Source organism: Burkholderia sp. LA-2-3-30-S1-D2 (genome assembly GCF_001523915.2).
GTDB classification, from domain to species: domain Bacteria; phylum Pseudomonadota; class Gammaproteobacteria; order Burkholderiales; family Burkholderiaceae; genus Burkholderia; species Burkholderia diffusa.
On sequence record NZ_CP013384.1, the window covers coordinates 2,248,776 to 2,271,649 of the forward strand.

At 65.8% G+C, this 22,874-nt stretch carries 20 protein-coding genes; 5 read left to right on the top strand and 15 right to left on the bottom strand.

Annotated elements, in window-relative coordinates; translation table 11 throughout:
* Window positions 1-89: 89 nt before the first annotated feature.
* The 5 genes from pstS to WS66_RS23255 all read right to left on the bottom strand — a co-directional run bounded on the left by pstS (window position 90) and on the right by WS66_RS23255 (window position 6,635).
* Window positions 90-1,124: a phosphate ABC transporter substrate-binding protein PstS gene (gene pstS, locus WS66_RS23230; protein ID WP_059603609.1), complete on the bottom strand. Its 1,035-nt coding sequence runs from the start codon at window positions 1,122-1,124 to the stop codon at window positions 90-92.
* A 424-nt stretch (window positions 1,125-1,548) separates the two neighbouring features.
* Window positions 1,549-2,904, bottom strand: a complete 1,356-nt coding sequence (gene glmM, locus WS66_RS23240; protein ID WP_059603607.1) for a phosphoglucosamine mutase — start codon at window positions 2,902-2,904, stop codon at window positions 1,549-1,551.
* Window positions 2,905-2,940: 36 nt separating this feature from the next.
* Window positions 2,941-3,834, bottom strand: a complete 894-nt coding sequence (gene folP / locus WS66_RS23245; RefSeq protein ID WP_059603604.1) for a dihydropteroate synthase — start codon at window positions 3,832-3,834, stop codon at window positions 2,941-2,943.
* A gap of 76 nt (window positions 3,835-3,910) precedes the next feature.
* Complete coding sequence (gene ftsH / locus WS66_RS23250; RefSeq protein ID WP_059603600.1) at window positions 3,911-5,806, bottom strand: ATP-dependent zinc metalloprotease FtsH; 1,896 nt, start codon at window positions 5,804-5,806, stop codon at window positions 3,911-3,913.
* A gap of 166 nt (window positions 5,807-5,972) precedes the next feature.
* Window positions 5,973-6,635 (bottom strand): RlmE family RNA methyltransferase, encoded by a 663-nt coding sequence (locus WS66_RS23255; RefSeq protein WP_059523464.1) that lies wholly within the window; start codon window positions 6,633-6,635, stop codon window positions 5,973-5,975.
* 194 nt (window positions 6,636-6,829) lie between these two features.
* On the opposite strand from WS66_RS23255, the gene WS66_RS23260 reads away from it, so the two are divergent.
* Window positions 6,830-7,357 carry a YhbY family RNA-binding protein gene (locus tag WS66_RS23260; protein WP_059603597.1) on the top strand — a complete coding sequence of 176 codons (528 nt, stop codon included), beginning with the start codon at window positions 6,830-6,832 and terminating at the stop codon, window positions 7,355-7,357.
* Window positions 7,358-7,415: 58 nt separating this feature from the next.
* On the opposite strand, the gene WS66_RS23265 is transcribed toward WS66_RS23260, so the two are convergent.
* The 8 genes from WS66_RS23265 to gloB form a co-directional block, all read right to left on the bottom strand.
* Window positions 7,416-7,874 (bottom strand): DUF4149 domain-containing protein, encoded by a 459-nt coding sequence (locus tag WS66_RS23265; protein ID WP_059603594.1) that lies wholly within the window; start codon window positions 7,872-7,874, stop codon window positions 7,416-7,418.
* A gap of 14 nt (window positions 7,875-7,888) precedes the next feature.
* A complete protein-coding gene (greA, locus tag WS66_RS23270; protein ID WP_057927897.1) occupies window positions 7,889-8,365 on the bottom strand; it encodes a transcription elongation factor GreA in 477 nt (158 codons plus the stop codon).
* Between the two features lie 118 nt (window positions 8,366-8,483).
* Window positions 8,484-11,738: a carbamoyl-phosphate synthase large subunit gene (carB, locus tag WS66_RS23275; protein ID WP_059603591.1), complete on the bottom strand. Its 3,255-nt coding sequence runs from the start codon at window positions 11,736-11,738 to the stop codon at window positions 8,484-8,486.
* 59 nt (window positions 11,739-11,797) lie between these two features.
* Entirely contained in the window at window positions 11,798-12,457 is a 660-nt protein-coding gene (gene leuE, locus WS66_RS23280) for a leucine efflux protein LeuE (RefSeq protein ID WP_059603588.1), read from the bottom strand.
* Window positions 12,458-12,494: 37 nt separating this feature from the next.
* The gene (gene carA, locus WS66_RS23285) at window positions 12,495-13,640 is read right to left on the bottom strand and encodes a glutamine-hydrolyzing carbamoyl-phosphate synthase small subunit (protein ID WP_059523474.1); all 1,146 of its coding nucleotides are present in this window, start codon (window positions 13,638-13,640) and stop codon (window positions 12,495-12,497) included.
* Between the two features lie 361 nt (window positions 13,641-14,001).
* The gene (locus WS66_RS23295) at window positions 14,002-15,234 is read right to left on the bottom strand and encodes an MFS transporter (RefSeq protein ID WP_059603585.1); all 1,233 of its coding nucleotides are present in this window, start codon (window positions 15,232-15,234) and stop codon (window positions 14,002-14,004) included.
* Between the two features lie 163 nt (window positions 15,235-15,397).
* Window positions 15,398-16,984, bottom strand: a complete 1,587-nt coding sequence (locus tag WS66_RS23300; protein WP_059603583.1) for a transglycosylase SLT domain-containing protein — start codon at window positions 16,982-16,984, stop codon at window positions 15,398-15,400.
* A gap of 153 nt (window positions 16,985-17,137) precedes the next feature.
* A complete protein-coding gene (gloB, locus tag WS66_RS23305) occupies window positions 17,138-17,944 on the bottom strand; it encodes a hydroxyacylglutathione hydrolase (protein WP_059603580.1) in 807 nt (268 codons plus the stop codon).
* 18 nt (window positions 17,945-17,962) lie between these two features.
* Here gloB and WS66_RS23310 point away from each other — a divergent pair, with 18 nt between their 5' ends.
* The 3 genes from WS66_RS23310 to dnaQ are packed head-to-tail and all read left to right on the top strand — an operon-like array spanning window position 17,963 to window position 20,002.
* Window positions 17,963-18,775: a class I SAM-dependent methyltransferase gene (locus tag WS66_RS23310; protein WP_059603577.1), complete on the top strand. Its 813-nt coding sequence runs from the start codon at window positions 17,963-17,965 to the stop codon at window positions 18,773-18,775.
* Window positions 18,772-19,215, top strand: coding sequence for a ribonuclease HI (rnhA, locus tag WS66_RS23315; protein WP_059523484.1), 444 nt, complete (start codon window positions 18,772-18,774; stop codon window positions 19,213-19,215). The genes WS66_RS23310 and rnhA overlap by 4 nt, the downstream gene beginning before the upstream one ends.
* Window positions 19,216-19,258: 43 nt before the next feature.
* A complete protein-coding gene (gene dnaQ, locus WS66_RS23320) occupies window positions 19,259-20,002 on the top strand; it encodes a DNA polymerase III subunit epsilon (RefSeq protein WP_059603574.1) in 744 nt (247 codons plus the stop codon).
* Between the two features lie 34 nt (window positions 20,003-20,036).
* Here dnaQ and WS66_RS23325 read toward each other — a convergent pair whose 3' ends face one another.
* Window positions 20,037-20,369, bottom strand: coding sequence for a YnfA family protein (locus WS66_RS23325; RefSeq protein ID WP_059603571.1), 333 nt, complete (start codon window positions 20,367-20,369; stop codon window positions 20,037-20,039).
* A 529-nt stretch (window positions 20,370-20,898) separates the two neighbouring features.
* Between WS66_RS23325 and proP the strand changes: the two genes are divergently transcribed.
* Window positions 20,899-22,383, top strand: a complete 1,485-nt coding sequence (gene proP / locus WS66_RS23335; RefSeq protein ID WP_059603568.1) for a glycine betaine/L-proline transporter ProP — start codon at window positions 20,899-20,901, stop codon at window positions 22,381-22,383.
* Between the two features lie 109 nt (window positions 22,384-22,492).
* Here proP and WS66_RS23340 read toward each other — a convergent pair whose 3' ends face one another.
* A complete protein-coding gene (locus WS66_RS23340) occupies window positions 22,493-22,690 on the bottom strand; it encodes a hypothetical protein (protein WP_044844954.1) in 198 nt (65 codons plus the stop codon).
* Between the last annotated feature and the right edge of the window lie 184 nt (window positions 22,691-22,874).

Here is a 22,874-nt window from a genome sequence, read left to right on the forward strand (position 1 = left end):
CCTGTTCTGGATCGCCGGGCGCCGTGACGCCCGGCCTTACCGCACACACTGCCCGGCCGGCACGGCCGGGCAGCGAACCGCTGGATTGCTTACTCTGCGGCGACCGGCTTGCCCGATGCGTCCGTCACCTTCGTCTTCCACTGCTTGCGGATTTCCGTCTCGACCGACGCCGGCAGCGAGATATAGTCGAGGCTGTCGGCTGCCTTCTCGCCGTTCTTGAACGCCCAGCTGAAGAACTTCAGCGTTTCGGCGCCCTGCTCCGGCTTGTCCTGCTTCGCGTGCAGCAGCACGAACGTCGCGCCGACGACCGGCCATGCTTCCTTGCCCGGCTGGTTCGTCAGGATCTGGTAGAACGACTTCGACCAGTTCGCGCCAGCAGCAGCAGCCTTGAACGTTTCGGTCTTCGGCTCGACCACCGTGCCCGTCGAGTTCTTCAGGGCCGTGTAGGTCATGTTGTTCTTCTTCGCGTACGCCCACTCGACGTAGCCGATCGCGCCCGGCAGGCGCTGCACGAAGGCCGCGACGCCGTCGTTGCCCTTGCCGCCCGTGCCCGTCGGCCAGTTGACCGTCGTGCCTTCGCCGATCTTCGACTTCCACTCGTCGTTGACCTTCGACAGGTAGTTCGTCCAGATGAAGCTCGTGCCCGAACCGTCAGCGCGGCGAACGACTGCGATGTCCGTATCCGGCAGCTTGACCTTCGGGTTCAGCGCGGCGATCGCCGGGTCGTTCCACTTCTTGATCTTGCCGAGGTAGATGTCGCCGAGCACCGGGCCCGACAGCGTCAGTTCGCCGGCCTTCACGCCCGGCACGTTGACGACCGGCACCACGCCGCCGACCACCGTCGGGAACTGGAACAGGCCTTCCTTCGCGAGCTCTTCATCCTTCAGCGGCGCGTCCGAACCGGCAAAATCGACCGTCTTCGCGTTGATCTGCTTCAGACCGCCCGACGAACCGATACCCTGGTAGTTCACCTTCGCGCCGCCGGACTGCTGGTAGTCGGCAGCCCATTTCGTATAGATCGGCATCGCGAACGTGCTGCCTGCGCCCGTGATGTCGGCAGCTTGCGCGGCGACTGCGAAAAGCGCGCCAGCCAGGCCGGCAATCGCGGTTTGCATCAATTTCATGAGACCTCCAGTGTGTGAGCAGATGACTACGGCACCGCGAAGGTTAGGGGCTCCTCATGACGATAATGTGACAATCGATGAAACTGGTGTGACAGTAACATGACTGGCTGAAAGGGAGTATCGACCCTGTGAGGGCGGCCGCGCAAGGGCAGCGCAGCGGGAATGACGGCAAGAATTACCGGTCAGGAAGGGCTGTTCGGTACCCGCTGATGCGAGGTCCGGAGCGAATCGTATGCGCCGCACATGGCGGTTCAGGGTCGGATGGTTTCTTGCGTCAGACGAAATCCGCGCCGAAGTCACCCTCTATTTAATAGCGCAAACCTTTGCGTCTGACGAATTGCGGCGCCCGAATGCGCCGCCCGTCGAATCACCAAAGAGGCGGCGCGCACACGGCCTGACCGTCGCGCGCCGTCACCGATTCGGCTCAGCTCGTCGCCGCACGCACCGCGTCGGCAATCGCTTCCGCGTGAAGGGTCGCGTCGACTGCATGCTGTGCCTCGACCATCACGCGCAGCACGGGCTCGGTGCCCGACGCGCGAATCAGCACACGGCCGCGGCCGGCGAGCGCGCTTTCGGCTGCGTCGATCGCCGCGCGAATCGATGCGCTGCCCTTCCAGTCGGCACCCGCCTTCATCCGCACGTTGATCAGCTTCTGCGGGAACAGCGTGACGCCGTCCAGCATCTGCGCAAGCGTGCGGCCGCTGCGCTTGAGCGCGGCCAGCACGAGCAGCGCCGACACGATGCCGTCGCCGGTCGAATGGCGGTCGAGCGACAGGATGTGGCCCGAGCCTTCCGCGCCAAGCTGCCAGCCGCGCTCGCGCAGCTGTTCGAGCACGTAGCGGTCGCCGACGGCCGCCCGCACGAACTGCACGCCCTCACGCTGCAGCGCGACCTCGACCGCGAGGTTCGTCATCAGCGTGCCGACCGCGCCGTCGACCTTGCCGGCGGTCGCAATCCGGTCCTTCACGAGCACGTAGAGCAACTCGTCGCCGTTGTACAGCCGGCCCGTCGAATCGACGACCTGCAGGCGGTCCGCATCGCCGTCGAGTGCGATGCCGAGGTCCGCATGATTCGCCCGCACGGCACGCACCAATGCGTCGGGCGCCGTCGCGCCGACACCGTCGTTGATGTTGAAGCCGTTCGGCGCGACGCCGATCGGGATCACGTCCGCGCCGAGTTCGTGGAATACGTGCGGTGCGATCTGGTACGCGGCGCCGTGGGCGCAGTCGATCACGAGCTTCAGCCCACGCAGGTCGTATGCAGCCGGGAACGTGCTCTTGCAGAACTCGATGTAGCGGCCGGCCGCGTCGTCGAGGCGGCGCGCCTTGCCAAGCCGGTCCGACGACGCGCATTCGAGCGGCTTGTCGAGCCATGCTTCGATCTCGGCCTCGGTGTCGTCGGGCAGCTTGTTGCCATCGGCCGAGAAGAACTTGATCCCGTTGTCCTGATAAGGGTTGTGCGATGCGCTGATCACGACACCGGCCGACAGGCGCAGCGCGCGCGTCAGGTATGCGACGCCCGGCGTCGGCATCGGGCCGGCCAGCATCACGTCGACGCCTGCCGCCGAAAAACCGGCCTCGAGCGCGGCCTCGAGCATGTAGCCCGACACGCGCGTGTCCTTGCCGATCAGCACCGTCGGACGTACCCCCGCCGCGACGTCGGCCGCGCCGGCCAGTACCTTGCCGGCTGCATAGCCGAGACGCAACACGAAATCAGGCGTGATGGGCGCATCGCCCACCGTGCCGCGAATGCCGTCCGTGCCGAAATATCGACGTCCCATGGCGAACCTTCCTCCTTCGTCTTTCTGACTTCTGACTTATCGTTGCCGCGCGGCTTCGCGCACGGCGTTCCAGACCTTCAGTGCATCGACCGTCGCCGCGACGTCGTGCACACGCACGATCGCCGCACCGCGCCCGACCGCGCACAACGCGGCCGCCACGCTCGCCGCGACGCGTTCGATCGGCGGCTTGCCGCCGATCACCGCGCCGAGCATCGACTTGCGCGACATGCCCGCGAGAATCGGATACGCGCGCCCGTCGGGCCGCGCGGGGGCCGTGTCCGACAACGCGGCCAGCAGCGCGTAGTTGTCGTCGACCACGGCCTTGCCGAATCCGAACCCGGGGTCGACGCAGATCCGTTCCGGCGCGACGCCCGCGTCGCGCAGCGCCTGCACGCGTGCGGCGAGAAAGTCGCGCACGTCGGTCACGACGTCGCCGTAGTCGGGCTCGCCGACCTGCATCGTCCGCGGCTCGCCGAGCATGTGCATCGCGCACAGCCCGCCGTTGCCTTCGCGCACGGCGTCGATCGCACCCGGCTGGCGGAACCCCCATATGTCGTTGATCATATCCGCGCCGGCGGCGAGCGCCGCACGCATCACGTCCGGCTTGTAGGTGTCGATCGAAAGCGGTACGTTCAGTGGCCGCAGCGCTTCGACGAGCGGGATCACGCGCGCGAGTTCCTCGTCGAGCGGCACGGGCGGCGCACCGGGACGCGTCGACTCGCCGCCGATGTCGATCAGGTCGACGCCTTCGGCGATCATCCGCTCGGCCTGGCGCAGCGCATCGTCGCGCGCGAGGAAGCGGCCGCCGTCGGAAAACGAATCGGGGGTGGCGTTGAGAATGCCCATCACGAGCGGGCGTTCGAACGTCAGCGAGAAACGGCCGCACTGGAGCGGCGCGGGAATGGAGGCTGGAACTGCGGATTCGGGCACGGGCGGGAGACGTTGATGAATGCAAAACGGGCCGGTGTGAAGCCACACCAGCCCGTGAACGGCGCTACGGCGAAGGTCAGGCGGGCGAAGCAGGCGCCGGCGCGTTGCCGGGCTTCACTTCGGCAGCCGTGCCGCCACCCGAGGAATCGCCGCCGACGGCCGGCGAGCTCTTCGGCGAGCGCGGCGGACGCCCTTCCATGATGTCGTTGATCTGATCGGCGTCGATCGTCTCCCACTCCATCAGCGCGGCCGTCATTGCCTCGACCTTGTCGCGGTTCTCTTCGAGCAGGCGACGCGCAAGGCCGTACTGTTCGTCGAGCACTCGACGGATTTCGCTGTCGACCTTCTGCTGCGTCGCTTCCGAGATCGTGCGGGTGAAGCCGCGGCCAAACGGGCTGCTGTCGTTCTCGTCGTCGACGTAGACCATCGGTCCGAGCGCGTCGGTCATGCCGAAACGCGCCACCATCGCACGCGCCGTCTGCGTCGCCTTGTTGAAGTCGTCCGACGCGCCGGTGCTGATCAGGTTCAGGAACAGTTCCTCAGCCACGCGACCGCCGAACAGGATCGCCAGGCGGTCGAGCAGGTAGTCCTTCGAGTAGGTCTCGTTGTCATGCTCCGGCAGCTGCCACGTGACACCCAGCGCGCGACCGCGCGGGATGATCGTGACCTTGTGCACCGGGTCGGCCTTCGGCAGCAGCTTCGCGATCACCGCGTGGCCCGACTCGTGGTAAGCCGTCGCACGCTTCGCTTCTTCGCGAATCACCGCCGACTTGCGCTCCGGACCCATGAAAATCTTGTCCTTCGCGTCCTCGAAATCCTGCATCTCGACGATGCGCTTGCCGCGGCGGGCGGCGAACAGCGCCGCTTCGTTCACGAGGTTCGCGAGATCGGCGCCCGAGAAGCCCGGCGTGCCGCGCGCGATGACCGCTGCGTCGACGTCGTTCGCGATCGGCACCTTGCGCAGGTGCACGCGCATGATCTGCTCGCGGCCACGGATGTCCGGCAGGCCGACATAGACCTGGCGGTCGAAACGGCCCGGACGCAGCAGTGCCTTGTCGAGCACGTCGGAACGGTTGGTCGCGGCGATCACGATCACGCCCGAGTTCGCTTCGAAGCCATCCATCTCGACCAGCATCTGGTTCAGCGTCTGCTCGCGCTCGTCGTTGCCGCCACCCATGCCGGCGCCGCGATGACGACCGACCGCGTCGATTTCGTCGATGAACACGATACACGGTGCGTGCTTCTTCGCCTGCTCGAACATGTCGCGCACACGGGCCGCGCCGACGCCGACGAACATTTCCACGAAGTCGGAACCCGAGATACTGAAGAACGGCACCTTCGCTTCACCGGCGATCGCGCGGGCGAGCAGCGTCTTGCCGGTACCCGGGGGGCCGACGAGCAGCACGCCGCGCGGAATGCGACCGCCCAGCTTCTGGAATTTCTGCGGGTCGCGCAGGAAGTCGACGAGCTCGGACACTTCTTCCTTCGCTTCGTCGCAGCCCGCGACGTCGGAGAAGTTCACCGCGTTGTTGTTCTCGTCGATCAGCCGCGCCCGCGATTTCCCGAACGAAAATGCGCCACCTTTGCCGCCTCCCTGCATCTGTCTCATCATGTAGAACCAGAACACGATGATCAGGATCGTCGGCCCGAGGTAGTACAACGCGGACATCAGCGCGTTCGGTTCGTCATCGGCCTTGCCGCTGACCTGCACGCCGTACTTCATCAGATCGCCGACCATCCAGATGTCGCCGGGCGACACGATCTGGTATTTTTGGCCATCAGCCGGAGTGACGGTGAGGTTGCGCCCCTGCACGATGACGTTCTTGACCTTGCCGTTCTTGGCGTCGTCCATGAACTGCGAATAGGACACACCTTCCTGGACGCGGGGCTTGTCGAACTGCTTGAACACCGTAAACAGCACCAGTGCGATCACCAGCCACACCGCTGCCTTCGAAAACATATTGTTGTTCAAAGCACCACTCCTTCACTCGTAGACGAGCGCCTACATTTTCCTTGCAGCGCTCCTCGGTCATTCTAATCCAGTCCGACCACCCCTGCCATAAGCATTGACAACCGTCGCAATAGCGCTTCGCTTGTCTGGCAAGGGCCGGAGCCCGTTTGCGGCACAGCGCTCCGCGTCACCGCGGATGCTTCAGTTGCCGGCCCAAAATGAACGTTTCGGACGATTTGTCGCGAGACGCCTTCGGCTTGCGCGGCGCGACGATCTTAAACTGCTGTTTGAACTTTTCGACGATCTGGCTGTAGCCGCTGCCGTGGAAACACTTCACGAGCAGCGCACCTTCCGGCTTCAGATGATTCTGCGCAAATTCGAGCGCCAGATCGCACAGATGCTCGATGCGCGCCGCGTCCGCCGAGGCCACGCCCGAGAGGTTGGGGGCCATGTCCGAAATAACAAGGTCCACCGAGCGGCCTTCGAGCACTTCCTCCAGCCGGTGAAGAACCTCGTCCTCGCGGAAGTCGCCCTGGAGGAAGTGGACGTCGGCGATCGGTTCCATCGGCAGGATGTCGAGCGCCACGATCGTGCCGTCGATGCCGCCTTCGCGCTCCGCGTCACGCTTCTTGCCCTGCGCGAGCTTGTTGCGGGCATACTGGCTCCAACTGCCCGGCGTCGCGCCGAGATCGACGATCACCTGGCCCGGACGGATCAGCTTGTCCTGCTCGTCGATTTCCTTCAGCTTGTACGCGGCACGCGCGCGATAGCCCTCCCGCTGCGCCATTTTGACGTACGGGTCGTTGATGTGGTCGTGCAGCCAGTGCTGGTTAAAGCGGTTTTTTGCCATTCGAGAGAGAGATTGCTGCTATTTGCTTCGTGAAGCCGTGCTTTTGGCGGATAATACGCGTCTTCTTCGCGCGGCTACGGCCCCTTCCGGGGCCCAAGCCGCGATTTTACGTGGTTTCGGCGCGCGGCTGATGCGGTAACTTCCCGCGATTCGCTTCTGATGCAGCGCGCCCCTATTTAGATTTCGACATTTCCATGCCCGCCCTTTCGCTTTCCCCCGCCGAGCGCTCCGCGCTGCGCTCCCAGGCCCATGCGCTCAAGCCCGTCGTGCTGATCGGCGCCGAAGGGCTGACCGACGCCGTGCTGAAGGAAATCAAGGTACACCTCGCCGCGCACCAGCTGATCAAGATCCGTGTGTTCGGTGACGAGCGCGACGAGCGCGTCGCCGTTTACGACGAGATCTGCGACCGCCTGAACGCGGCGCCGATCCAGCACATCGGCAAGCTGCTGGTGATCTGGAAGCCCGAGGCTGCCGTGGCGGCCCCGACCCGCGGTCGTCGTGCCGGCGCGCTGCCGAGCGCAGCCGAAGCCGTCGACGACAAGAAAGGCCGTGCGCCGCGCACCGTCAAGGTCGTCAAGGTGTCGCCGAACGCGAGCCCCGTGCGTCGTCCGAAGCCGACCAAGGTCGTCGTGCGCGGCAACGAGCGCGTGACGGCGGGCGGCAACGTGAAGCGCGCGAAAAAGCGCCAGGCCAGCACGAAGCGGCCGCACCAGGACAAGTAATCCTGCCGCGCGGCACGGGGCAGCCCGTGCCGCCCTGCCGGTGCGGCGCTCAGGCCGTTCAGGCGTCTTGCGCCGGCAAACGCCAGATCAGCATCAGCCCCAGCACGCTCTCGACGAGATAGAACAGGCTCGAGACGCCGTGCAGCATCCCGAAGCGGCTCGCATACGGCGAGTTCGCGATATCGGTGCCCGCCTCCATCGCGGCCACCCGCAGCGCGTTCATGAACGGCTGCAGCGCGAAATACCCGACCAGCACGCACGCGACCATCGCCGCGACGATCCAGCGCACGCGACGGTAATCACCGCTGCCGCGCCGCACCTGCTGGTTCGACAGCGCGAGCAGCAACACACCGCATACGACACCGAGGATCGCCTCGATGCGAAACAACTGGGCGGCGACCGTGCCGGCCGTCATCCGCTCCAGCGTCTTGAACAGCACGGGCGCGACCGCATACCCGATCGTCAGCAGGCTGCCGACCCACACGGCCGACAGCAGACGGAACACGCGATGCGGCATCACGTCGCCCCGCTTCAGATGTAGCTGACCGAGATGATTTCGTATTCGCGCACGCCGCTCGGCGCCTGCACGGCCGCGACGTCGCCTTCGGACTTGCCGATCAGTGCGCGTGCGATCGGCGAGCTGACCGAGATCAGGCCGTGATCGATGTCGGCTTCGTCGTCGCCGACGATCTGGTACTTGACGGTGTCGCCGGACTCGAGATCCTCGAGTTCGACCGTCGATGCGAAAACCACTCGGCCTTCGGCGTCGAGCACGGTGGGATCGATGACCTGCGCGGCCGACAGCTTCGATTCGAGTTCCGCGATACGACCCTCGATGAAGCCCTGCTTTTCCTTCGCGGCATCGTATTCGGCGTTTTCGGACAGGTCGCCCTGTGCGCGGGCCTCCGCGATCGCGTTGATCACGGCCGGCCGCTCGACGGACTTGAGGCGCTGCAATTCATCGCGCAGGAGTTCTGCGCCACGCTTTGTCAACGGAATGGTGCTCATAAACGGCTCAATCGCTAAAAACGGCTTTAAAAAAAATCACCGCGATTAAGCGCATTTCCGGCGAACCGGAAACACCGCTTAATCGCGGCACGTGTTGCTTCGACAGGTAACTGACCGCTTAGTTTAGGCGAGCGTGAAGACCTTGTAAATCATAGACTTCCAGATCCTTCAGGTAGCGCAAGCCTTCGACGGCCGCGCGCGCGCCCGACATCGTCGTGTAGTACGTGACCTTGTGCGCCTGCGCACTCATGCGGATCGAACGCGAATCGGCGATCGCCTGGCGCGTCTCGTCGACCGTCGTGAACACGAGTGCGATCTCGCCGTTCTTGATCATGTCGACGATGTGCGGACGGCCGTCCTTCACCTTGTTGACGACCTTCACCGGCACGCCGGCCGCTTCGATCGCGGCAGCCGTGCCCTTGGTCGCGACGAGCGGGTAGCCGAGGTCGTGCAGCATGCGCGCGACTTCGACCGCCTTCGGCTTGTCGGCGTCCATCACGGTCAGCAGCACCGTGCCCGACTCCGGCAGGCGCGAACCGGCCGCGAGCTGCGACTTGAACAGCGCCTCGCCGAACGTCTGGCCGACGCCCATCACTTCGCCGGTCGAACGCATTTCAGGCCCGAGAACCGGATCGACGGTCGGGAACTTCACGAACGGGAACACCGCTTCCTTCACGCTGAAATACGGCGGCTCGACTTCCTTCGTCACGCCCTGCTGCGCGAGCTTCTGGCCGACCATCGCGCGCGCCGCGATCTTTGCGAGCGGGAGGCTGGTCGCCTTCGACACGTACGGCACCGTGCGCGATGCGCGCGGGTTCACTTCGAGCACGTAGATGATGTCCTGCTTCGACCCGTCCGCCTGCGGCACCTGCTGGATCGCAAACTGCACGTTCATCAGGCCGACCACGTTCAGCGCCTTCGCCATCGCACCCGTCTGGCGCTTCAGTTCGGCGACCGTTTCCTTCGACAGCGAGTACGGCGGCAGCGAGCATGCCGAGTCGCCCGAGTGAACGCCCGCCTGCTCGATGTGCTCCATCACGCCGCCGATGAACACGGCTTCGCCGTCGCAGATGCAGTCGACGTCGCACTCGATCGCGTCGTTCAGGAAGCGGTCGAGCAGCACCGGCGAATCGTTCGACACCTTCACGGCCTCGCGCATGTAGCGCTCGAGGTCGCGCGGCTCGTGGACGATTTCCATCGCGCGGCCGCCCAGCACGTACGACGGGCGCACGACCAGCGGATAGCCGATTTCCTCGGCGAGCTTGAGCGCTTCGTCTTCGGCGCGTGCGGTGCGGTTCGGCGGCTGGCGCAGGCCGAGGTCCTGCAGCAGCTTCTGGAAGCGTTCGCGGTCTTCGGCCGCATCGATCATGTCCGGCGACGTGCCGACGATCGGCACGCCGTGCGCCTCGAGGTCGAGCGCGAGCTTCAGCGGCGTCTGGCCGCCGTACTGGACGATCACGCCGACCGGCTTTTCCTTGTCGACGATCTCGAGCACGTCTTCCAGCGTCAGCGGCTCGAAGTACAGGCGGTCGGACGTGTCATAGTCGGTCGATACCGTTTCCGGGTTGCAGTTGACCATGATCGTTTCGTAGCCGTCCTCGCGCATCGCGAGCGCCGCGTGCACGCAGCAGTAGTCGAACTCGATGCCCTGGCCGATCCGGTTCGGGCCGCCGCCCAGCACCATGATCTTCTTGTTGGTGGTCGGCTGCGCCTCGCACTCTTCCTCGTAGGTCGAGTACATGTAGGCCGTCTTGGTCGCGAACTCGGCCGCGCAGGTGTCGACGCGCTTGTACACCGGACGCACGTTGAGTTCGATGCGGCGGCGGCGGACGTCTTCCGGCGTCGCGCCGAGCAGCTTCGCGAGGCGGCGGTCGGAGAAGCCGCTCTGCTTCAGGTAGCGCAGCTCGTCGAACGTCAGCGACGCGAGCGTGCGGCCCGCGAGCGCCTTTTCCTTCAGGATGATCTGCTCGATCTGATGGAGGAACCACGGATCGATCGCGGTTTCCGCGAAGATTTCCTCGGCCGTCATGCCGATGCGGAACGCGTCGCCGACATACCAGATGCGGTCCGGGCCCGGCTCGTGGATCTCGATCGCGATCTCGTCGCGGTTGGTCGACTTCTCGTCGAGACCGTCGACGCCGACTTCGAGGCCGCGCAGCGCCTTCTGGAACGACTCCTGGAACGTGCGGCCGATCGCCATCACTTCGCCGACCGACTTCATCTGCGTGGTCAGGCGCGAATCGGCTTCACGGAACTTCTCGAATGCGAAACGCGGGATCTTCGTGACGACGTAGTCGATCGTCGGCTCGAACGATGCCGGCGTCTGGCCGCCGGTGATTTCGTTCTTCAGCTCGTCGAGCGTGTAGCCGACCGCCAGCTTCGCCGCGACCTTCGCGATCGGGAAGCCGGTCGCCTTCGATGCGAGCGCCGACGAACGCGACACGCGCGGGTTCATCTCGATGACGACCATGCGGCCGTCCTTCGGATTGATCGAGAACTGCACGTTCGAGCCGCCGGTGTCGACGCCGATCTCGCGCAGCACCGCGAGCGATGCGTTACGCAGGATCTGGTACTCCTTGTCGGTGAGCGTCTGCGCCGGCGCGACCGTGATCGAGTCGCCGGTGTGCACGCCCATCGGGTCGAGGTTTTCGATCGAGCACACGATGATGCAGTTGTCGGCGCGGTCGCGCACGACTTCCATCTCGTACTCCTTCCAGCCGAGCAGCGACTCTTCGATCAGCAGTTCGCGCGTGGGCGACAGGTCGAGACCGCGCTTGCAGATCTCTTCGAACTCTTCGCGGTTGTACGCAATGCCGCCGCCCGAGCCGCCGAGCGTGAACGACGGACGGATCACGACCGGGTAGCCGCTGCCGCCCGTCTCCGCCATGATCTCGGCGTGCACCTTGGTCGCCTCTTCCATCGAGTGCGCGATGCCCGACTTCGCGGAGCCGAGACCGATCTTGGTCATCGCTTCCTTGAATTTCTGGCGGTCTTCCGCCTTGTCGATCGCTTCCGGCGATGCGCCGATCAGTTCGACGCCGAACTTCTCGAGCACGCCGTGGTGGTGCAGGTCGAGCGCGCAGTTCAGCGCGGTCTGGCCGCCCATCGTCGGCAGGATCGCGTCCGGGCGCTCCTTCTCGATGATGCGTGCGACGACTTCCCACGTGATCGGCTCGATATAGGTCACGTCGGCCGTGTTCGGGTCGGTCATGATCGTCGCCGGGTTGCTGTTGACGAGAATGACCTTGTAGCCCTCCTCACGCAACGCCTTGCAAGCCTGCGCGCCCGAATAGTCGAACTCGCACGCCTGGCCGATGATGATCGGGCCGGCGCCGATGATGAGGATGCTTTTGATGTCTGTGCGTTTTGGCATGGCTTGTGAATTCAGTAAGTAATCTTTGTCGTGGCGTTGTCGCGGATCGGCGGTTGCGCTCAGCTCATGGTGGCGAGCGCGAGCTTCACCGAGAAACCGATGAACAGGCCGCCCACGCTGCTCGCCGCGCCCGCCGCGAGCTTGCGGCGGCGGCGGAAATGCTCGGCGAGCCGCGCGCCCGCGAAGATCAGCGTGCTCAGGTACAGGAAGCTCGCGCATTGCGCGATCGCCCCGAGCACGACGAACGACAGCGCGGGATGCGGGAACGCCGGGTCGACGAACTGGATGAAGAACGAGATGAAGAACAGGATCGCCTTCGGATTCAGGAGGCTCACGATCAGCGCCTTGCGGAATGGCCGCTCGCCGTCGACCGCACGCGGTGCATCGGCCGGCGCATCGGCGCGCGCGCGCAGCTTCTGCCACGCGCTGCGCAGCATCCCCGTGCCGATGTACAGCAGGTACGCGGCACCGCCGTACTTGACGACGGAGAACAGCAGCGGGTTCGCCTTCAGCAGCGACGCGACGCCCGCGGCGGACAGCACCATCAGCACCGTGTCGCCCAGGAACACGCCGCAGGCCGCGCGATAGCCGGCCTTCACGCCGCGCTGGGCCGCAAGCGACAGCACGTACATCGAGTTCGGCCCCGGCAGCAGGATGATGAAGATCACGCCGAACACGTAGGTCCAGATATCCGTGATGCCGAGTGCGTGGCCGAACATGATGCGAATCTCCCGTTCTTCGGTTGCTTCAGTCGCGTCAGGCGTTGCGCTGCTTCGCCGCGTCCATCAGTGCGGTGAAACGGTCGAACAGATACGCGATGTCGTGCGGGCCGGGCGACGCTTCCGGGTGACCCTGGAAGCAGAATGCCGGCTTGTCGGTCAGCTCGAAACCCTGCAGCGTGCCGTCGAACAGCGACACGTGCGTCACGCGCGCGTTGGCCGGCAGCGAATCCGCGTCGACCGCGAAACCGTGGTTCTGCGACGTGATCACCACGCGACCGTCGCCGAGATCCTTCACCGGGTGGTTCGCGCCGTGGTGGCCCGTCTTCATCTTCAGCGTCTTCGCGCCGACCGCGAGGCCCATGATCTGGTGGCCGAGGCAGATGCCGAAGGTCGGCACGCCGCGCTCGATGAACTCCTTGGCCGCCGCGATCGCGTAGTCGCACGGCTCCGGGTCGCCCGGGCCGTTCGACAGGAAGATGCCGTCCGGATTCAGCGCGAGCGCGTCGGCCGCGCTCGCCTCGGCCGGCAGCACCGTCACGTGGCAGCCGCGCTCCGCGAGCATGCGCAGGATGTTGTACTTGACGCCGAAGTCGTACGCGACGACGCGGTACTTCGGCGCTTCCTGCATGCCGTAGCCGCTGCCGAGGCGCCATTCGGTCTGCTTCCATTCGAACGGCTTCGTGGTCGACACGACCTTCGCGAGATCCATGCCCGCGAGGCCCGGGAACGAGCGAGCGAGTTCGATCGCCTTCGCCTCGTCATTCGAGCCGGCCAGGATGCAACCGTTCTGCGCGCCCTTGTCGCGCAGGATACGGGTCAGCTTGCGGGTATCGATGCCGGCGATCGCGACGACGCCTTCGTCGCGCAGGTAGTCGCCGAGCGTGCGGTCCATGCGGAAATTCGATGCGAGCGTCGGCAGATCACGGATGATCAGGCCGGCGGCATGGACTTTCGTGGCTTCGACATCTTCGGCGTTGACGCCGACGTTGCCGATATGCGGGTAGGTGAGCGTGACGATCTGACGCGCGTAGCTCGGATCAGTCAGGATTTCCTGATAGCCGGTAATCGCGGTGTTGAACACGACTTCACCGATCGTGTGGCCTTCGGCCCCGATCGAATAACCACGAAAGACCGTGCCGTCGGCGAGTGCAAGCAAGGCGGGAGAAAAAGACGGCAACACGGGAGGCTCCTTGGGGAACACCCTGCTGCCGACCTGTTTACCCTGCCGCGCGAGCGCCGCGCTGCATAGGCGCGCGGAGTCGCTAGCTGGACGCGACCTGCTGTGTCGGCACGCGAACCCGGCGCGTGGCGCACGAGGCTTCGCGGCATCGCCCGACAGGCGGCGTGCGGCGGATGAACGGGATAAGTGAGGTAGGCGCTAGGGTGCGAGGTTGATCAGCACAAACTTTCAAATTATAGCCCGAAAATGACCTTATCTTCAATTGATATGGCCGTCCGATCACGCATGCGGCGCGCGCAATGCGGTGGCATCAGGCGCGACATTCCTTGCTGCGGCTCCGTTTCCGCAGCCGCCCTACCCGTCAGCGTACCGCCGGATCAACGCGCTTGCCAGCACTGCGCGCGGGCCACACGTACCAGACCGCGCTGGCAAGCTGCAGCGCGAGCAGCACGCTCCACGCGGTGACGTGGGCGGCAGCCGGGTAATGGCCGTCGACGGCCGGCCAGTGCGACAGCACCGCGCCGATACCGATCTGGAACGCAAAGATCAGCACGAAGATCACGAGCGTCAGTGTCGTATTCGCGCGGCCGATCAGATGGGCCGGGAAGTGACCGGCAAGCACAGCATAGGTCAGGATCCCGACGCCGCCGAACATTCCGTAGGCCGCCCACAGCACGGCCGGCGGCAGCGGCACGCGCGCGACGATCGCGATTTGCGTGGCGACGAACAGCACCATGCCGACGCCGCAAAATGCCTGGACGGACACCCCGCGGCGCTCGAGCACACGCGCCGCCGCGCCGAAACCGACACAGCCGGCCATCATCGCGAAGCCGAGCACCGACACGAGCCGTGCGGCGCGCTGCGCATCGAATCCCGCGACGTCGCGCAGGTACGGACCGACCCACAGTGACTGCATCGCGTAGAACACGCCCTGCGTGACGATCGAGAAAGACGAGATCTTCCAGAATGCGCGGCTGCCCAGGATGTGCCACGTGCCCTTGAACTGGCTGACGAGCCCGCCCTGATGGCGCGGCCGCTCGGCTTCCGGCGCACCGAAGCCGATCGCGGCCGCGACGACGACCGTCAGCACCGCGAGGCCGCCGCAGATCACACGCCAGCTCGTCACGCCGAGGAGCCAGGTCAACGGCGAGCCGACCGCGACGCCGCCCAGGCCGCCGACGGCCATCACGAGACCGTTGACGAGCGGCAGCCGGCCGACCGGAAAATGCTGCGCGAGCGCCTTGAACGCCGCACCGAGACACACCGATACGCCGACGCCGATCAGCAGCCGGCCGACCATCATCGTGCCGAGGTCGTGCGCGACGCCAAACACGGCGGCACCGGCGGCCGCGAACAGCAACATCCCGGCCGTCACGCGGCGCGGGCCGAAATGGTCGAGCAGCACGCCGGCCGGAATCTGCGCGCCGGCAAAACCGAGGAAATAGAGACTGGTGAGCAGTCCGAGATCGGCGGCCGAGAGCCCGAGCTCGCGCGTGACGAACGGCGCGAAGCCGAGATTGACGCCGCGGAACACATAGGACACGAAATATCCGACCGCAAACAGCGCGAGCACCCTCACCTGCACCGACGACATCGCTCCTCCTCGTGATCCGATCCCGGCCCCGCAAAGCAGCGCCCCCGCTGCCGCGCACAAACGAAAACGCCGTCACCTTGGTGACGGCGTTGCTTCGTGTTTCATCGGATGATAACGCAAACGCACGGTCCGGCCGGACCGCCGCGCCGCGGTCGCGACCGCGTTACTTCTTCTTGCCCTTGCTTGCAGCGGCCTTCGGCGCTGCCTTGGCCGGCGCCGCCTTCGCGGGAGCAGCCTTCGTCGCTCGAGCCGCCGGCTTCGCGGCGCCGCGCTTCGCGCCGCGCGACTTGCCGCGGACGGACAGGCTCGCGCGCTCGATATGCGCGCCGGAGGTCGACGTCGCGATCCGCTTCGGACCCGGCTCGGCCGGCACCGCGCGGCCGACCGGCACGTGCAGCACGAGCGCCTGGCCCGGCATCGCGAGATCGCGATGCGTGCGGTTCCATGCCTTCAACTGGCCGACCGACACGCCATAGCGGCCGGCGATCGCCGCCATCGACTGCTTGCGGCGCACGCGGATCAGCATCTTGCGCGTGTCGGGTACGTCGGGCTCCATCGCGAGTACGCCGTTTTCCGCAACGTCCGCGCTGATGTCCTCGTCGTCGTCATCGCCGCGCGGCACGACGATCGTCGAGCCGGGCTTCAGGCGCATGCCGGCGGGAATCTTGTTGACCGACATCAGCGTATCGGGGTCGACACCGATCTTCTCGGCGATCGCGGCCGGGCGCACGCGCTCGCTGACCGTATAGGTGGTCCACGTCGACAACTGGCCGTTGTAAGCCTTCAGGTTCTTCTCGAACGCTGAGGCGTTGTCGAACGGCAGCAGGATCTGCGGCTCGGTCGCGCCGAGGATCACCGGCTTCGAGAACGACGGGTTCAGCGAACGGAACTCGTCGAGCGACAGGTTCGCGAGCTTCGCGGCCACCGCCACGTCGATGTCGCGCGATGTCGTGACCGTCACGAAATACGGGTGATTCGGGATCTCCGGCAGCGTCAGGCCGAACTGCTGCGGATTCGCGATGATGTTCTTCACCGCCTGCAGCTTCGGCACGTAGTTGCGCGTCTCGTTCGGCATCCGCAGGCTCTGGTAGTCGGTCGGCAGGCCGGCCGCCTGGTTGCGTGCAATCGCACGCTGCACGTTGCCCTCGCCCCAGTTGTACGCGGCCAGCGCCAGATACCAGTCGCCGAACATGTCATGCAGGCGCGACAGGTAGTCGAGCGCGGCGCTCGTCGACGCGAGCACGTCGCGTCGTTCATCCTGCCACATGTTGCGCTTCAGGTTGTACGTGCGGCCGGTGCCCGGCATGAACTGCCACATGCCGGCCGCCTTCGCGACCGACAGCGCCTGCGGGTTGTAGGCGGATTCGATGAACGGCAGCAGCGCGAGCTCGGTCGGCATGTGGCGCGCTTCGAGCTCCTCGACGATGTGGTACAGATATTTCTGCGAGCGCTCGGTCATGCGCTGCACGTAATCGGGACGCTGCGTGTACCAGGTCGTCTGCATGTCGACGAGGTCGCTCTGCAGGTCGGGCATCTGGAAGCCGCGACGGATACGGCCCCAGAGATCGGAATCTGCACTGGTCAGGTCGCCGACGGATTGCTTGTCGACGTCGACAGTTTCTTTGGCGGTGGCTGATTTACGGAGGTAGTTGGACGCTGCCTGCGAATCGGCGGCGTTGTTGGCGACAGGAGCCTGGCTCGCACAAGCGGCGAGCAGCAGGACCACCATCGCACTCAATATAAGTCGCATGAAAATCTCGGCTTCCGACGGCTGGAAATTGCTGGCGATACTACGGAAGTGCGTGCTTCACGTCAATAAAAACACCGAAAACTCAGCCAAATCCTACAGTTGGAGCAATTTTTACAGGCTCTGCCTGAGCTTTTTGGAGTCCTCCGGAAATCGTCATCGGAACCGGTTTTTCCACTCGCGCATCAGCGTGAATGCCGCCAGGCGATCCGGCACGGTTTCGTGCAGCTCGGCCTCGAGCGTCGCATGGATGGCCGCGCTGTCCGACCGCATGAACGGGTTGACGGCGCGTTCGTGCGCGATCGTAGTGGGCAGCGTCGGCACGCCGCGCGCGCGCAGCGCCTGCGCTTCGTCGCGCCAGGCGGCGAGCGCCGCATTGCCCGGTTCGCACGCGAGCGCGAAGCGGATGTTCGACAGCGTATATTCGTGTGCGCAATGCACGCGGGTGTCGCCTGGCAGCGCCGCGAGCGCGTCGAGCGACGCCAGCATCTGCGCGGGCGTGCCTTCGAACAGGCGACCGCAGCCGCACGAGAACAGCGTGTCGCCGCAGAACACATGAGGGGTGGCGGCGCCCTGCCCGGCCGCCTGGAAATAGGCGATGTGACCGCGCGTATGCCCCGGCACGTCGAGCACGTCGAACGTGAGTGCCGGTGCGTCGAGCGTCACGCGATCGCCGCCCGCGAGCGGCCGCATGACCACGCCGATCGCCTCGGCCGCCGGGCCGAAGACGACCAGTGGCACATCGTCCGGTTGGCCATCGCGCAGCGCGGCGACACCGCCGACATGGTCGGCGTGATGGTGCGTGAGTAAAATAGCGGTCAACCGCCAGCCGCGTTCGGCAAGAACACGGCGTACGGGCGCGGCTTCACCCGGATCGACGGCGATCGCATCGCGGCCGTCCGAGACGAGCCAGATATAGTTGTCTTCGAATGCCGGAACCGGCACGTATTCCAGCTCGTTCATGGGCGCGCAATCATCGTTATGTCCGATCGTCAAATTATAGACTGGCCCGCCTGGACCGACTCGCCGCCCGGCCGCTATGTGCTGGACTGGGAGCAAGCGCAGCTCGACCGGATCGTGTCCGACGTCTTCGGGTTTCACGCGCTGCAGCTCGGCCTGCCGCAGCTCGATGCGCTGCGCGAGAACCGCATGCCGTATCGCGGCCTCGTGCTCGACCCGGCAAGCGGCGCGAGCGCGCCCTACCAGTATCCGTGGGCGCGCGAGGCGCACGCGCCCGAACACGCGCCGGCCGGTCGCAGCACCACGTGGTGCGACCTGCTCGACCTGCCGTTCGAGTCGCAGAGCGTCGACCTGATCGTGATGCCGCACACGCTTGAATTCACGTCCGACCCTCACCGCCTGCTGCGCGAAGCCGAGCGCGTGCTGATGCCGGAAGGCCAGCTCGTGATCACCGGCTTCAATTCGTTGAGCCTGTGGGGCATGCGGCAATCGTTCGGACGCATGGCGAACCGTCCGTTCGTGCCGTCCGCGCGCGACCAGATCGCGTTCATCCGGCTCAAGGACTGGATCAAGCTGCTCGGCTTCGATCTCGAGCGCGGCCGCTTCGGCTGCTACCGGCCGCCGCTCGTCACCGACAAATGGCTTGCCCGCTACGGCTTCATGGAAGCCGCCGGCGACCGCTGGTGGCCAATCTTCGGCGCCGTCTACATGGTCACGGCCGTCAAGCGCGTGCGCGGCATGCGCCTCGTCGGCCCGATCAAGATGAAGAAGCCCGTGCTCGCGCCGGGCCTCACGCCGGCGGCCACCCCGACCACCCATCAAGAACACTCATGACCACCGACACCATCGACATCTATACCGACGGCGCCTGCAAGGGCAACCCCGGCCCCGGCGGCTGGGGCGCACTGCTGCGCTACGGCGACCGCGAAAAGGAGCTGTTCGGCGGCGAGCCCGACACGACCAACAACCGCATGGAACTGATGGGCGTGATTGCCGCGCTCGAGGCGCTGAAACGGCCGTGCCGCGTGATCGTCCATACCGACTCGCAATACGTGCAGAAAGGCATCAGCGAGTGGATCCACGGCTGGAAGAAGAAGGGCTGGGTCACTGCGGCGAAAACCCCGGTGAAGAACGCCGACCTGTGGAAGCGCCTCGACGCGCTCGTCGCGCAGCACGAGGTCGAGTGGCGCTGGGTGAAGGGCCACGCGGGCCACCCCGAAAACGAACGCGCGGACGCGCTCGCGAATCGCGGTGTCGAATCGCTCGTGGCCTGAACGCAGGCCACCCAACCCTACTGTCTTTCCCGATTTATCCGACATGCGCCAGATCATTCTCGATACCGAAACCACCGGCCTGAATCCCCGCACGGGCGACCGCCTGATCGAAATCGGCTGCGTCGAGCTGCTGAACCGGCGGCTCACCGGCAACAACCTGCACATCTACGTGAACCCCGAGCGCGACAGCGATCCGGGCGCACTGGCCGTGCACGGCCTCACGACCGAATTCCTGAGCGACAAGCCGAAGTTCGCGGAAGTCGTCGACCAGATCCGCGACTTCGTGAAGGACGCCGAGCTGATCATCCACAACGCGCCGTTCGACCTCGGGTTCCTCGACGCCGAATTCGCCCGGCTCGACCTGCCGCCGTTCAGCGAGCATTGCAGCGGCGTGATCGACACGCTCGTGCAGGCCAAGCAGATGTTTCCCGGCAAGCGCAATTCGCTCGACGCGCTGTGCGACCGGTTCGGCATCAGCAACGCGCACCGTACGCTGCACGGCGCACTGCTCGACTCGGAACTGCTCGCCGAAGTCTATCTCGCGATGACGCGCGGCCAGGACAGCCTCGTGATCGACATGCTCGACGACGCAGGCGCCGACGGTGGCGCCGCGAACGGCCAGCGCGTGTCGCTCGCGTCGCTCGACCTGCCGGTTCTCGCGGCGAGCGACGACGAACTCGCCGCCCACCAGACCCAACTCGACGAACTCGACAAGTCGGTCAAGGGCACCTGCGTGTGGCGCAAGTCCGCCGACGCGGATGCTGGCGAAGCTGCCAAAGCCGCCTGACGCAGCATCTCCCGACCGGCGCCTGCAGCCGCGCTCACGCGCGCGGCTGCAGCGCGATGATGGTCATCCCGCCGAGCGCAAGCACCGCGCCAGCCACATCCCAGCGGGACAGCGCGATGCCGTCGACCACCCGCAGCCAGATCAGCGCCACCGCGATATACACGCCGCCGTACGCCGCATAGGTGCGCCCCGCCGCGCTCGGATGCAGCGTCAGCAGCCACGCGAACAACGCGAGCGACAGCGCTGCCGGTACCAGCAGCCACACGGGCCGGCCGCCCTTCAGCACGAGCCAAGGCAGGTAGCAGCCGACGATTTCGGCCAGTGCGGTGACGGCGAACAGCGCCGCAATCCTGATCAGTTCGGTCATCCGGTTCCTCGCAGATTCGCCCCACCCGCCCGGTGGGCCGCGCGCCGCCGATCATACCGGAGGCGACCCGGGCGGAACCGCCGCCAGACGGGGGATTCCGGGCAATTTGCACGATCGTCTGCCATCGTGCTATCATGTCGCCTGTTTCAACATTCAATATCTGTCTATTCGATTTCGAAAGGAGTCCGTCCGCGCGTTGCGGGCTGGTGCTTCGACCGAAATTGCATCCACAGGAAAGCCCGCCCGACAGGCCCGCTTTTCTCGTTTCGTTGCCCCTCCGGGGCGCTTGCCGGAACGCCGGACACCGTCCGCACCGGCATCTGCCGCTCGCATCACGCGGCCCATTCTTCATGAGCGCACAGTCGCGACGGCCCATCGGGCCCGCGTCGAAGCAGTCCCTTCCGGCCCTTTACCGCCTCATGTGCAGTAAGCGCTTAAATGGCCTGCCCCGACGCGCAGCACGCGACATCGCGCTCGCCGGCAAACCGTGTCGGACGGCCCGCCCGTTCCGGCGCAGTCAAAGGAGTGCATGACCTTGACCGCAACACACGTCAGCCCGACCGCTGCTTCTTCCTCCACGTCGTCCGGCGAGGCCCCACTCGCCGCGGACGACATTACCGTCGTCGACCAGAGCCTGCTCAAGCGCGCCGTCAGCGCGATGGCCATCGGCAATGCGATGGAATGGTTCGACTTCGGTGTCTACAGCTATATCGCCGTCACGCTCGGCAAGGTGTTCTTCCCCTCCAGCAGCCCGTCCGCGCAGTTGCTCGCGACCTTCGGCACGTTCGCGGCCGCATTCCTCGTGCGTCCGCTCGGCGGCATGGTGTTCGGCCCGCTCGGCGACCGCATCGGCCGCCAGCGCGTGCTCGCCGCCACCATGATCATGATGGCCGTCGGCACCTTCGCGATCGGCCTGATCCCCAGCTACGCGTCGATCGGCATCTTGGCGCCGATACTGCTGCTCGTCGCCCGCCTCGTGCAGGGCTTCTCGACCGGCGGCGAATACGGCGGCGCCGCCACCTTCATCGCCGAATTCTCGACCGACAAGCGCCGCGGCTTCATGGGCAGCTTCCTCGAGTTCGGCACGCTGATCGGCTATGTGATGGGTGCGGGTGTCGTCGCGCTGCTGACCGCATCGCTGTCGCAGGAGGCGCTGCTGTCGTGGGGCTGGCGCGTGCCGTTCCTGATCGCCGGCCCGCTCGGCCTGATCGGCCTCTACATCCGGATGAAGCTCGAGGAAACGCCGGCGTTCAAGCGTCAGGCCGAAGAGCGCGAAGCGCAGGACAAGGCCGTGCCGAAGGCGCGCTTCCGCGAAACGCTGATGCGCAACTGGCGTGCGCTGCTGCTCTGCGTCGGTCTCGTGCTGATCTTCAACGTGACCGACTACATGGTGCTGTCGTACCTGCCGAGCTTCATGTCGTCGACGCTGCACTTCGACGAATCGCACAGCCTCGTGCTGGTGCTGATCGTGATGGTGCTGATGATGCCGCTGACGCTCGCCGCCGGCCGCCTGTCGGACAGGATCGGCCGCAAGCCCGTGATGCTGGCCGGCTGCGTCGGCCTGCTCGTGCTGTCGATCCCGTCGATGATGCTGATCCATGCGGGCACCACCGCGTCGGTGTTCGGCGGCCTGCTGATCCTCGGCGTGCTGCTGTCGTGCTTCACCGGTGTGATGCCGTCGGCACTGCCGGCGCTGTTCCCGACCGAGATCCGCTACGGCGCGCTTGCGATCGGCTTCAACGTGTCGGTGTCGCTGTTCGGCGGCACGACGCCGCTCGTCACCGCGTGGCTCGTCGACGTGACCCATAACCTGATGATGCCCGCGTACTACATGATGGGCGCCGCCGTGATCGGCATCGTGTCGGTCGTCGCGCTTGCCGAAACCGCGCGCCAGCCGCTCAAGGGCTCGCCGCCGGCCGTCGCGACGCGCCGCGAGGCGCACCAGCTGGTGCGCCAGATGCGCGAGGACGACGATGCGGAGATTTACGGCGTCGTGTCGACTGTACGCGCCTGAGCATCGCTCAAGAAAAAGCCCCGGCAAAAGCCGGGGCCCGATCGAATCCGATCCGCCCGACCGGCTTGCGCCGGCCGGGCTTTTTTTCATCTGTTGGGTGGCTGCGCGATCATGCGTGCGCTTCGCAGTGGCGGCAGAAGATCAGCGCCCGCGAACGCGACACCGCAGCCTGCGCACCGCGCGCCGCGACGATCAGGCCGACCTGGCCGAGATTGAAATCGCGCTCGACCATCAGCTGCGTCAGCGCGGCAAGCGGCAACACGACGGACGGGTGGTACAGACTCGATTCGATCAGCGCTCTCATCATCGGCTCCATCAGGCAATGCATATTCGATGGAGTGGATTCTAGGGATCGGCCGCAACCGGATAAACAGCGCGAATGCGAAGTCACTTGTCAGTGACGGAGAACAATCGGCCGGGCCTTTGGCGCACGGGGCCGAGCGGGCGGCGGCGGATGGTTCGGGAGCGCCAGACGGAAGGCGCGCGGCAGC